This window comes from Massilia sp. CFBP9026 (assembly GCF_034045165.1).
Lineage (GTDB): Bacteria > Pseudomonadota > Gammaproteobacteria > Burkholderiales > Burkholderiaceae_D > Telluria > Telluria arenae.
On the sequence record NZ_JAXCWH010000014.1, the window covers coordinates 103294 to 114177 of the forward strand.

The following is a 10884-nucleotide window of genomic DNA, read 5'->3' on the forward strand; positions in this document are numbered from 1 at the left end:
GATGCATTCGAGGGGACGCCATTTGCCGTGAGCCGTTCGGACCCTGTGCCCGGATGCGACAGTTTTGCCATCCTGTCATCCTGCGGTCATCTGGCTGCGCTATGTTCCGGCGATCCACCTTGAACGCTGCCTCCATGTCCAACGTTATCCGCCATGCCTTGCTGATCGGTGCGCTGCTCGGCGCCTTCGCCTTCCTGTTCGTCGGCGCCGGGACGACGATCCCGATGGCCGATTGGGACTGGGTCGACATCGCGAGCGAGGGTGGCACCTCGCTGCTGGCGGTGCTGTGGTGCCTGATCGTGCTGTCCAGCCGGCCGGACGGGCTGGTCACGCGGCTGCTGGCCGGCGGCCTGGCCTGCATCATGCTCGGCTCCTGGGCCGATTGCCTGGACGAGGTGGTCGACATCGACAAGGCGGCGTTGTGGGACAACGCGCTGGAGTCGCTGCTGCCGCTCGGGATGCTGATCCTTACCGTCGGCATGTATTACTGGAAGCTGGAGCAGGCCACGCTGTCCGACCACATGCGCAAGCGCGAGCGGCTGTTTCGCAATCATCGTCCGTTCGACCGCATCACCCAGCTGGCCGACGCCGTCTACCTGCGCGAGCAGCTGCGCCTGGAGAGCCGTCGCAATGAAGGCGAAGGCGTCAGCGCGCTGGTGCTGTTCGACATCGACGAATTCCACCGCATCAATCGCGAACACGGCCAGGCGGAGGGCGACCGCGTGCTGCAGGCGGTGGCGCACATGCTGCTCCTGAACCTGCGCAACGAAGACCTGCTGTGCCGCTATGCCGGCGACCGCTTCGCGGTGCTGATGCCGGGCCTGACGGAGCTCGACGCGCGCGACGCAGCCCAGCACCTGTGCCGCATGGTGTCGTCGATGCGCCACCATGCGGCGGGCGGACGGGTGCGGATCTCCCTGCGCCATGGCTGCGCGCCCGCGCAGGGCGCGCCGGATGCGCTGCTGGCCGCCTTGTGCCGCCAGATGGACGCCGTGTGATCGCCTGGCAGCCAGCCGGAGAGCCCTCGATCCCGGCGCGGCAGCAGCCCGCGCTGGCGCTGGAATACGGCCGCTCGCGCGACGCGGACGACGCCGACCTGTTGCGCCACACCGGGCTGGTGGCCGGCCTGGATGCCGATGGACTGGTCGCGCCGGCGCAATACCTGCAGCAGCTGTCGAACACCCTGCACACGCTGGACAGCCCCGACACCAGCTTCATGCTGGGCCAGTTGCTGCTGCCCGGCCACGACGGCGCCGCCAGCCACGCGCTGGTGCAGGCGCCTAACGTGCGCGCGCTGCTGCAGACCCTGTGCCGCTTCCATGCGCGCCTGACGCCGCTGTTGCGGCCGCGCTTCGAGACCTGGGGCGACGTGGCGCTGCTGTACTGGGTTGACGCCTATGGCGCGCCGGGCATCCGGCCGGCCCTGGTCGAGATGCACATGACGGCGGTGGTGGCGCTGTGCCGCTGGCTGGGCGGCGAGCGCCTGCCGTGGCGCTTCTGCTTCAACCGCAGCGCACCGCGTCACGTCGAACAGCACCACGTCCACCTGGGCACCGAGCTGCGCTTCGGTTGCCAGCTCGACGCCATGCTGCTGCCCGCCGCCTGGCTCGACCGGCCGTGGCCGCGCGCCAGCGAGATGGCGGCGCGCCTCGCGCTGCAGTCGGCCGAGCAGGAACGATCGCGCGCGCCGGGCATCCTGGCCGCGCTCTACGACTACCTCCTGGAAAATGTGCGCCTGGCGCCGACGCTGGAGCGCACGGCGGCCGATTTCGGCGTCAGCCCGGCAACCTTCAAGCGCCAGCTGCTGCGCCACCACACCCATTTCCAGGGTGAGCTCGACGGGGTGCGCACCCATGTCGCGCTGTGGCTGTTCCAGGTCGAACGGGCCGACAACGAACAGGTCGCGCGTTACCTGGGCTTTCATGACGCCGCCAATTTCCGGCGCTCGTTCAAGCGCTGGACCGGCCTCACGCCGGGGCCGATCCGAGCCGCGCTGGACGGGGAGCTGGGCTGGTTCACCGGGGCGCTTGTGCCCGGGGTGTAGCGCACGAGAGAATTCACGCACATTTCCTCCTTCGAGAAGTGGTATCTTTCACAACCAAGAGCGTTTTCGAAGAGAAGGAATGAGCGCCAGCCAGGTCTTGCACATCGTCTGTCCAACCCAGAAGCGCGGCTTTGCCGCGGCCATGTCCTTTTGCTTCGTCTGCCTGCTGGCCTATGGCCTGGCGAGCGGCGCGCGGCGCGACCTGTCTCCCGGCGTCATCATCTTTACCGCCTGCGCGCTGTCCATCGTCAGCGTGGCCGCCTGGGCGCTATATCGCAACTTCGTGTTCCGGGATGAGCTGTACATCGCCCCTGCAGGCGAGCTGCCGCCGATCGAGCTGGCCTTCCGGCCCGACGAGATCCGCGCGGTGCGGCTGTTGCCGGCGCCGGAGGCCTGGACGCCGGAAGCCAAGTGGGATGCTTTGGGCTTCGGCCATGGCCGGATCGAGATCGAGACCACGACCCATCGCTACCATTTCGGGGCGGGGCTGGATGAGCGTGAAGCCGAGGCAGCGCTGGAGCGCATCGAGGGTTTCTGCCTGGCGCAGCGCGGCATGCCAGTGGCGGCGTGAGTGATATTGAATGAGGAGTGCTATGTCAGAGCTTGAAAAAAAGTGGTGGTTTTCAGGGGCCGTGGGCGGACTGGCCGCGTTTCCGACGATGTGCAAACTCAGCGCGGCGCTGCTGCTGTTCCTGGCCGCCGGCATCGCCTCGGCACAGACGAGCGAAGAACACATCAATCTCGACACGCCGACCGGCCGCATCGCCGGCACCCTGCAATTGCCGGCCGCCCTCGAGGGCAAGCCGCGGGTCGCCCTGATCATCGCCGGCTCCGGCCCGACCGACCGCGATGGCAACAATCCCCTGATCCCCGGTCGCAACGACAGCCTCAGGATGCTGGCGCTGGCGCTGGCCGGGGAGGGCATCGCCACGCTGCGCTACGACAAGCGCGGCGTCGCCGCCAGCCTGGCGGCCGGTCCGACCGAATCCGAGCTGCGTTTCGAGAACTATGTGGAAGACGCCGCGGCCTGGATCGCCAGGCTGAAGGCCGATCCGCGTTTCGGCGCTGTGGCCGTGATCGGCCACAGCGAAGGATCCCTGATCGGCATGCTGGCGGCGCAGCAGGGCGGCGCCGCGGCCTTCGTCTCGATCGCCGGCATCGCCGATGGGCCGTCCACCGTCCTGCGCAAGCAGTTGGCCGGCAAGCTGCCGCCCGAACTGGACAAGGAGAGCGAACGCATCCTGGCATCGCTCGAGAAAGGCACGACGGTCGACCAGGTGCCGCCTGCGCTGCTGACCCTGTACCGGCCGAGTGTCCAGCCCTATATGATCTCGTGGTTCAAGTATGTGCCGTCGGAGCGCATCGCCGCCCTGACCATGCCGGTGCTGATCGTCCAGGGCAATACCGATATCCAGGTGGCGGTTGCCCAGGCCAATGGCCTGTACCGCGCCAAGCCGGATGCGACCCTGGCCATCATCCCCGGCATGAACCATATCTTCAAGCACGTGCGGGCCGACCCGGCGCTGCAGGCCGCGGCCTACAGCGATCCGTCGTTGCCGGTCTCGCCGCTGCTGGTGAAGGCAGTCGGCGATTTCCTGAAAAAGGTCGACTAGACCTCAGGCGGCGCGCAAGGTGTGCGCCGCGGCCACCATATTGCGCAGCGCCGGCAGCACTTCTTCCCAGTTGCGGGTCTTGAGGCCGCAGTCCGGATTGATCCACAGGCGCTCGGCCGGGATGCGGGTGGCGGCCTTGCGCATCAGGTCCACGATGTGGTCCTGGCTCGGGATGTTCGGCGAGTGGATGTCGTAGACGCCCGGCCCGATCTCGTTCGGATAGCTGAAGTCATCGAAGGCGTCCAGCAGCTCCATGTCCGAACGCGAGGTCTCGATCGTGATCACGTCGGCATCCATGGCGGCGATCGCGGCGATGATGTCGTTGAACTCCGAATAGCACATATGGGTGTGGATCTGGGTCTCGTCGGCCACGCCGTTGGCCGTGATGCGGAACGATTCGACCGCCCAGTCCAGGTAGTCCTTCCACTCGCCGCGCCGTAGCGGCAAGCCTTCGCGCAGGGCCGCCTCGTCGATCTGGATCACGCGCACGCCGGCGCGCTCCAGGTCCAGCACTTCCTCGCGGATGGCCAGCGCCAGCTGGCGGCAGCTCACGGACCTCGGCTGGTCGTCGCGCACGAAGGACCAGTTGAGGATCGTCACCGGGCCGGTCAGCATGCCCTTCATCGGCTTGTCGGTCAGCGACTGCGCATAGGTGGTCCACTTGACCGTCATCGCCTGCGGCCGGCGCACGTCGCCGAACAGGATCGGCGGCTTCACGCAGCGCGAGCCGTAGGATTGCACCCAGCCGTTCTGACTAAAGGCATAGCCGTCGAGCTGCTCGCCGAAGTATTCGACCATGTCATTGCGCTCGGCCTCGCCGTGCACGAACACGTCCAGCCCCAGCGCTTCCTGCTCGCGCACGCAGCGCGCGATCTCGCCGCGCATCGCTTCTTCGTACGCCGCCGCATCCAGTTCGCCTTTTTTATGGGCATTGCGGGCCTGGCGGATTGCCGCCGTCTGCGGGAAGGAGCCGATGGTGGTGGTCGGGAAGCTGGGCAGCTGGAGCAGGGCGGCCTGTTTCAGGCTGCGTTCGGCGTGGCTGCTGGCGCGCTGGCCCAGCTCGGCAGTGATCGCGGCCAGGGCCTGCGCCACTTCCGGGTTCGACACGCGTTTCGAGGCGCGGCGGCGGTCGATCGCGGCGGCATTCTCGACCAGTTCGAGCTGCACTTGCGAGCGGCCATGGTCGAGTGCATGGGCCAGGATGCGTAGTTCTTCCAGCTTCTGCACGGCGAACGCCAGCCAGGAGCGGATCTCGGGATCGAGCGCGGTCTCGTTCTGCAGGTCGACCGGCACATGCAGCAGCGAGCACGATGGTGCGATCCACAGGCGCTGGCCCAGCTGGCGCTGCACCGGATCGAGCCATTCGAGCGTCGCGTGCAGGTCGGTCTTCCAGATATTGCGGCCGTCGATCACGCCCAGCGACAGCACCTTGTCCTGGCCCAGCGCGTCGATCACCGGCGCGATCTCGGCGCGGGCATTGATCGCGTCCAGGTGCAGGCCGTCCACCGGCAGCCCACATGCCAGCGCCAGGTTGTCTTCCAGGCGGCCGAAATAGGTCGCCAGCAGCAGTTTGACGCCGCTGTGCTGGAGCGTGTCGTAGGCGCTCGCATAAGCGGCCTGCCAGTGCGCATCGAGCTCGGTGACCAGCGCCGGCTCGTCGACCTGCACCCATTCGATGCCTTGCGTGACGAACCAGGCCAGCAGCTCGGCATACACCGGCAGCAGGCGAGGCAGCAGGTCGAGCCGGTCGCTGCCATCCTTGGCCTTGCCCAGCCACAGATAAGTCAGGGGGCCGACGATGACCGGCTTGGCCTTGACGCCCAGCGTGCGCGCCTGGGCCAGCTGTTCGTCGAGGCGTGCGGTGTCGAGCTTGAAACCGGTGTCGGCGCCAAACTCGGGGACGATGTAGTGGTAGTTGGTGTCGAACCACTTGGTCATTTCGCCGGCGTGGACGCCGCCGCAGGCGTGGTCGTGCTCGCCCTGGCTGCGTCCGCGCGCGACGCGGAAATAAGCATCGAGCGCGTCGCCATGGTGGCTGTGAGCGCGCTCCGGCACGTTCCCGAGCGTGAAGCTCATGTCGAGCACCTGGTCGTACAGGGAGAAATCGCCGACCGGCGCGAAGTCGAGTTTCGATTGCTGCTGCCAGTGGCGCTGGCGCAGCTGTGCCGCCTGGGCGCCGAGCTCCTGGGCCGTGGCTTCGCCCTTCCAGAAGCGTTCGAGGGCGAATTTCAGTTCGCGGCGCGCGCCGATGCGCGGAAAGCCGAGGGTGTGGGTGGTCGTCATGATGGTGTCAGCCTGGTGAAGAATGGATGAGTTCATCATAGGCCGCTTGATTCATGAATAAAATTGGTATGATTTCATCCATCCATTAATTCTGTTCATGTGAAATGATCGAACGCATCCACCTGTCCCTCATCCGCGAGGTCGACCGGCGCGGCTCGCTGACCGCCGCCGCCGACGTGCTGTGCCTGACGCAGTCGGCCCTGAGCCATACGGTGAAAAAGCTCGAGCAGCAGCTCGGCACGCCGGTCTGGACGCGCGAGGGACGCTCATTGCGCCTGACCCAGGCCGGGCGCTATCTATTGGCGCTGTCCGAGCGGGTGTTGCCGCAGCTCGAGCATGCCGAGCGCCTGATGCACGAATACGCGCGCGGCGAACGCGGCACACTGCGCATCGGGATGGAGTGTCACCCCTGCTACCAGTGGCTGTTGAAAGTGGTGGATCCTTACCTGGCGGCGTGGCCCGAGGTCGACGTCGACGTCAAGCAGCGCTTCCAGTTCGGCGGCCTCAAGGCCCTGCACGGCTACGAAATCGATCTGCTGGTCACGCCCGACCCGCTGTTCAAGCCCGGTTTGCGCTTCGTGCCGGTATTCGACTACGAGCAGGTGCTGGTGGTGGCCCGCGGCCATCCGCTGGCCGGGCGTTCCCACGCCGAGCCGGCCGACCTGTCGGACGACGTGCTGATCACCTATCCGGTCGACCTCGAGCGGCTCGACATCTATAACCAGTTCTTCCTGCCGGCCGGCTGCGCTCCGCGCCAGCGCAAGACGATCGAAACCACCGACATCATGCTGCAGATGGTGGCCAGCGGCCGCGGCGTGGCGGCGCTGCCGCGCTGGCTGGTGGACGAGTACGCGGGCCGGATGGCGGTGGCGCCGGTGCGGCTGGGGCGGGAGGGCGTGTTCAAGCAGATCTTCCTGGGCACGCGCGAGGTCGATGCTGGCACCGCCTACCTGGAGGCCTTCGTCGACACCGCTCGTCGTACATAGGCAACGCTGGCATATTCGCCACGGTTTACCGGCCGCGCGGCCGGTAACGACTTAACAGGGCAGCAAATAGGTTGACCCGTCGTCACATTCGGCGTATATTCGCGAGTTCTCGTTTTTATTCTGCACATCGTATACGCATTCGCAGCCGCTCCTTTCGTTGAGTGGCTTTCGTCGCCTCCGCTGTCAGTTCTTACGGGACTAGGTTTAGTCCCCGGGCCAGCATGTTCGCCGTCCCGGGTCGTCAATTCAGTAGCAATTTTGTTGGATTAGGAACGATGCCAACCATCAATCAACTGATTCGCAAGCCGCGTGAAGCCGCGGTTGTGAAGAGCAAGTCGCCGGCACTGGAAAACTGCCCGCAAAAACGTGGCGTGTGCACCCGTGTGTACACCACCACCCCGAAGAAGCCTAACTCGGCACTTCGTAAAGTCGCTAAAGTGCGTCTGACCAACGGTTTCGAAGTCATTTCGTACATCGGCGGTGAAGGCCACAACCTGCAAGAACACAGTGTCGTGCTGCTGCGCGGCGGCCGTGTGAAAGACTTGCCAGGTGTGCGTTACCACATGGTTCGCGGTGCACTGGATACCCAGGGCGTCAAAGACCGTAAGCAAGCGCGCTCGAAGTACGGCGCCAAGCGTGCCAAGGCTGCGAAGAAGTAATCTTCGAGGTGCGTGTCATTGACACGTCACATTAATTAGATAAGTTGAGCCGGCCGTAAGGCCGAGTAAGTGAAGGGTCATGAGGACCTTTCGCGAGTGCGGAATCCGCACTCAACTGAAGACAGGAAGGAATTGAAATGCCACGTCGTCGTGAAGTACCCAAGCGCGAGATCCTGCCGGATCCAAAATTCGGCAACACCGATGTCGCCAAATTCGTCAACGTTCTGATGCTGTCCGGCAAGAAGTCGGTTGCAGAAAACATCATCTACGGTGCATTCGAACACATTCAATCCAAGTCGGGCAAAGACCCGCTGGAAGTGTTCACGACCGCGATCAACAACGCTAAACCGCTGGTGGAAGTCAAATCCCGCCGTGTCGGTGGCGCCAACTACCAGGTGCCAGTGGAAGTTCGTCCGGTTCGTCGTATGGCGCTGTCCATGCGTTGGTTGCGCGAAGCCGCAAACAAGCGCAGCGAAAAATCCATGCCGCAACGTCTGGGTGGTGAACTGATGGAAGCGGCTGAAGGCCGCGGCGGCGCGATGAAGCGTCGTGACGAAGTCCACCGCATGGCAGAAGCGAACAAGGCGTTCTCGCACTTCCGCTTCTAAGCATCAGGACTTGGCTTGGGGCTTTTTGCCCCAATCTAGGGCCCTTGCAGTATCTGTTGTTCAGGCCGAGCTCATTTTGATCGTCAAGATGTTGCTCGGTTTTGTCCATTCAAAGATTTAGGAAAAATTATGGCACGCAAGACCCCCATCGAGCGCTACCGCAATATCGGTATTTCGGCTCACATCGATGCTGGTAAAACCACCACCACCGAACGCGTCCTGTTCTACACGGGCGTCAACCACAAGATCGGCGAAGTGCACGATGGCGCAGCGACGATGGACTGGATGGAGCAAGAGCAAGAGCGCGGCATTACCATTACCTCGGCAGCGACGACCTGCTTCTGGAAAGGTATGGCCGGTAACTTCGAGCCTCACCACATCAACATCATCGACACCCCGGGCCACGTTGACTTCACCATTGAAGTCGAACGCTCGATGCGCGTGCTCGACGGCGCCTGCATGGTTTACTGCGCAGTCGGCGGCGTGCAGCCACAGTCGGAAACCGTGTGGCGTCAGGCTAACAAGTACAAAGTTCCACGTCTGGCCTTCGTCAACAAGATGGACCGTACCGGCGCGAACTTCTTCAAGGTCTACGAGCAGATGCGCGCTCGCCTGAAGGCGAACCCGATCCCTCTGCAGATCCCGATCGGCGCGGAAGAGAACTTCCTGGGCGTGGTCGACCTGGTCAAGATGAAAGCAATCATCTGGGACGAAGCATCGCAAGGCATGAAGTTCGACTACCGCGACATCCCTGCGGAACTGGTCGATCAAGCCAACGAGTGGCGCGAGAAGCTGGTCGAGACCGCGGCTGAAGCCAGCGAAGAGCTGATGAACAAGTACCTGGAAGAAGGCGACCTGACCGAAGCCGAGATCAAGGCTGCTCTGCGTCAGCGCACCATCGCATCGGAAATCGTCCCGATGATGTGCGGCACCGCGTTCAAGAACAAGGGCGTGCAAGCCATGCTCGACGCCGTGATCGAATACCTGCCATCGCCGATCGACATCCCACCAGTCGCCGGTACCGACGAAGATGACCAGCCGGTCACCCGTAAGGCCGATGACAACGAGAAGTTCTCGGCGCTGGCATTCAAGATCATGACCGACCCGTTCGTGGGCCAGCTGATCTTCTTCCGCGTCTACTCGGGCATGATCAATTCGGGCGACACCGTCTACAACCCGGTCAAGGGCAAGAAGGAACGCCTGGGTCGTATTCTGCAGATGCACGCCAACCAGCGCGAAGAAATCAAGGAAGTCCGTGCCGGCGACATCGCCGCTGCGGTCGGCCTGAAAGAAGCGACCACCGGCGAAACCCTGTGCGATCCTTCGGCTGTCATCACCCTGGAAAAAATGGTCTTCCCTGAGCCGGTCATCCAGCAGGCTGTCGAGCCAAAGACCAAGGCTGACCAGGAAAAAATGGGCCTGGCGCTGAACCGCCTGGCACAAGAAGATCCGTCGTTCCGCGTGCGTACCGACGAAGAATCGGGCCAGACCATCATCGGTGGTATGGGCGAGCTGCACCTGGAAATTATCGTTGACCGCATGAAGCGTGAGTTCAACGTGGAAGCAACCGTCGGCAAGCCACAGGTTGCATACCGCGAAACCATCCGCAAGGCAGTCACCGACGTCGAAGGCAAGTTCGTCAAGCAGTCGGGCGGTCGTGGCCAGTACGGTCACGCAGTCCTGTCGATCGAGCCGCAAGAGCCAGGTAAAGGCTTCGAGTTCGTCGACGCGATCAAGGGCGGTGTGGTTCCACGCGAATACATCCCTGCAGTCGAAAAAGGTGTGCGCGAGACCCTGACTTCGGGCGTGCTGGCCGGTTACCCAGTGGTCGACGTCAAAGTCACCCTGACCTTCGGTTCGTACCACGATGTCGACTCGAACGAAAATGCGTTCCGCATGGCCGGTTCGATGGCGTTCAAAGACGGCTGCCGTAAAGCAAGCCCGGTCATCCTCGAGCCGATGATGGCCGTGGAAGTCGAAACGCCAGAAGACTACGCCGGTTCGGTGATGGGCGATCTGTCGTCGCGTCGCGGTATGGTGCAAGGCATGGACGAAATCCCAGGCGGCGGCGGCAAGATCATCAAAGCCGAAGTGCCACTGTCGGAAATGTTCGGTTACTCGACCTCGCTGCGTTCGGCGACCCAGGGCCGCGCGACCTACACGATGGAATTCAAGCACTATTCGGAAGCTCCGAAGCACGTGATTGACGCCATCGTCACCGCGAAGTCCAAGTAATACATAATGGGGGGATGGGACGTCCCGTCCCCCCGGTAAACAAAATATATCGTTTCTCTTAAAGGAATTTGGAAATGGCAAAAGGTAAATTCGAACGGACCAAGCCGCACGTCAACGTCGGCACCATCGGTCACGTTGACCACGGCAAAACCACCCTGACGGCTGCAATCGCTACCGTCCTGTCGAAGAAATTCGGCGGCGAAGCCAAGGCCTACGACCAGATCGATGCGGCTCCAGAAGAAAAAGCACGCGGCATCACCATCAACACCGCGCACGTCGAGTACGAGACCGAAAACCGTCACTACGCTCACGTTGACTGCCCAGGCCACGCCGACTACATCAAGAACATGATTACCGGTGCTGCGCAGATGGACGGCGCGATCCTGGTGTGCTCGGCCGCTGACGGCCCAATGCCACAGACCCGCGAGCACATCCTGCTGGCGCGTCAGGTTGGTG

General features: G+C 63.6%; 10 protein-coding genes. 9 read left to right on the forward strand and 1 reads right to left on the reverse strand.

Annotated elements, in window-relative coordinates; translation table 11 throughout:
* The first annotated feature begins 134 nt into the window (after positions 1-134).
* The 4 genes from SOM28_RS24890 to SOM28_RS24905 all read left to right on the forward strand — a co-directional run bounded on the left by SOM28_RS24890 (position 135) and on the right by SOM28_RS24905 (position 3657).
* Positions 135-998: a GGDEF domain-containing protein gene (locus tag SOM28_RS24890; protein WP_123067536.1), complete on the forward strand. Its 864-nt coding sequence runs from the start codon at positions 135-137 to the stop codon at positions 996-998.
* Positions 995-2044 carry an AraC family transcriptional regulator gene (locus SOM28_RS24895; RefSeq protein ID WP_320469782.1) on the forward strand — a complete coding sequence of 350 codons (1050 nt, stop codon included), beginning with the start codon at positions 995-997 and terminating at the stop codon, positions 2042-2044. Before SOM28_RS24890 ends, SOM28_RS24895 begins: the two co-directional genes overlap by 4 nt.
* A 79-nt stretch (positions 2045-2123) precedes the next feature.
* A complete protein-coding gene (locus tag SOM28_RS24900) occupies positions 2124-2615 on the forward strand; it encodes a hypothetical protein (RefSeq protein ID WP_320469783.1) in 492 nt (163 codons plus the stop codon).
* Positions 2616-2703: 88 nt separating this feature from the next.
* Positions 2704-3657: an alpha/beta hydrolase gene (locus SOM28_RS24905; RefSeq protein WP_320469784.1), complete on the forward strand. Its 954-nt coding sequence runs from the start codon at positions 2704-2706 to the stop codon at positions 3655-3657.
* A gap of 3 nt (positions 3658-3660) precedes the next feature.
* Here SOM28_RS24905 and metE read toward each other — a convergent pair whose 3' ends face one another.
* A complete protein-coding gene (metE, locus tag SOM28_RS24910; RefSeq protein WP_320469785.1) occupies positions 3661-5940 on the reverse strand; it encodes a 5-methyltetrahydropteroyltriglutamate--homocysteine S-methyltransferase in 2280 nt (759 codons plus the stop codon).
* Between the two features lie 104 nt (positions 5941-6044).
* On the opposite strand from metE, the gene SOM28_RS24915 reads away from it, so the two are divergent.
* From SOM28_RS24915 to SOM28_RS24935, 5 genes are all read left to right on the forward strand, one after another.
* A complete protein-coding gene (locus SOM28_RS24915; protein WP_320469786.1) occupies positions 6045-6926 on the forward strand; it encodes a LysR family transcriptional regulator in 882 nt (293 codons plus the stop codon).
* 275 nt (positions 6927-7201) lie between these two features.
* Positions 7202-7585, forward strand: coding sequence for a 30S ribosomal protein S12 (rpsL, locus tag SOM28_RS24920; RefSeq protein WP_005663517.1), 384 nt, complete (start codon positions 7202-7204; stop codon positions 7583-7585).
* Between the two features lie 137 nt (positions 7586-7722).
* Positions 7723-8193, forward strand: coding sequence for a 30S ribosomal protein S7 (gene rpsG / locus SOM28_RS24925; RefSeq protein ID WP_005663516.1), 471 nt, complete (start codon positions 7723-7725; stop codon positions 8191-8193).
* Between the two features lie 129 nt (positions 8194-8322).
* Positions 8323-10428, forward strand: coding sequence for an elongation factor G (gene fusA, locus SOM28_RS24930; RefSeq protein ID WP_123067529.1), 2106 nt, complete (start codon positions 8323-8325; stop codon positions 10426-10428).
* Between the two features lie 74 nt (positions 10429-10502).
* On the forward strand, positions 10503-10884 hold a 382-nt coding region (locus tag SOM28_RS24935; RefSeq protein ID WP_320469787.1), incomplete at its 3' end, for a GTP-binding protein.

Excerpts from the sequence above, each read along its gene's own strand:
- SOM28_RS24905 (WP_320469784.1), top strand. The coding sequence starts at position 2,704 with ATGTGCAAACTCAGCGCGGCGCTGCTGCTGTTCCTGGCCGCCGGCATC.
- rpsL (WP_005663517.1), top strand. The coding sequence starts at position 7,202 with ATGCCAACCATCAATCAACTGATTCGCAAGCCGCGTGAAGCCGCGGTT.
- SOM28_RS24915 (WP_320469786.1), top strand. The coding sequence starts at position 6,045 with ATGATCGAACGCATCCACCTGTCCCTCATCCGCGAGGTCGACCGGCGC.
- rpsG (WP_005663516.1), top strand. The coding sequence starts at position 7,723 with ATGCCACGTCGTCGTGAAGTACCCAAGCGCGAGATCCTGCCGGATCCA.
- SOM28_RS24890 (WP_123067536.1), top strand. The coding sequence starts at position 135 with ATGTCCAACGTTATCCGCCATGCCTTGCTGATCGGTGCGCTGCTCGGC.
- fusA (WP_123067529.1), top strand. The coding sequence starts at position 8,323 with ATGGCACGCAAGACCCCCATCGAGCGCTACCGCAATATCGGTATTTCG.
- metE (WP_320469785.1), bottom strand. The coding sequence starts at position 5,940 with ATGACGACCACCCACACCCTCGGCTTTCCGCGCATCGGCGCGCGCCGC.
- SOM28_RS24900 (WP_320469783.1), top strand. The coding sequence starts at position 2,124 with ATGAGCGCCAGCCAGGTCTTGCACATCGTCTGTCCAACCCAGAAGCGC.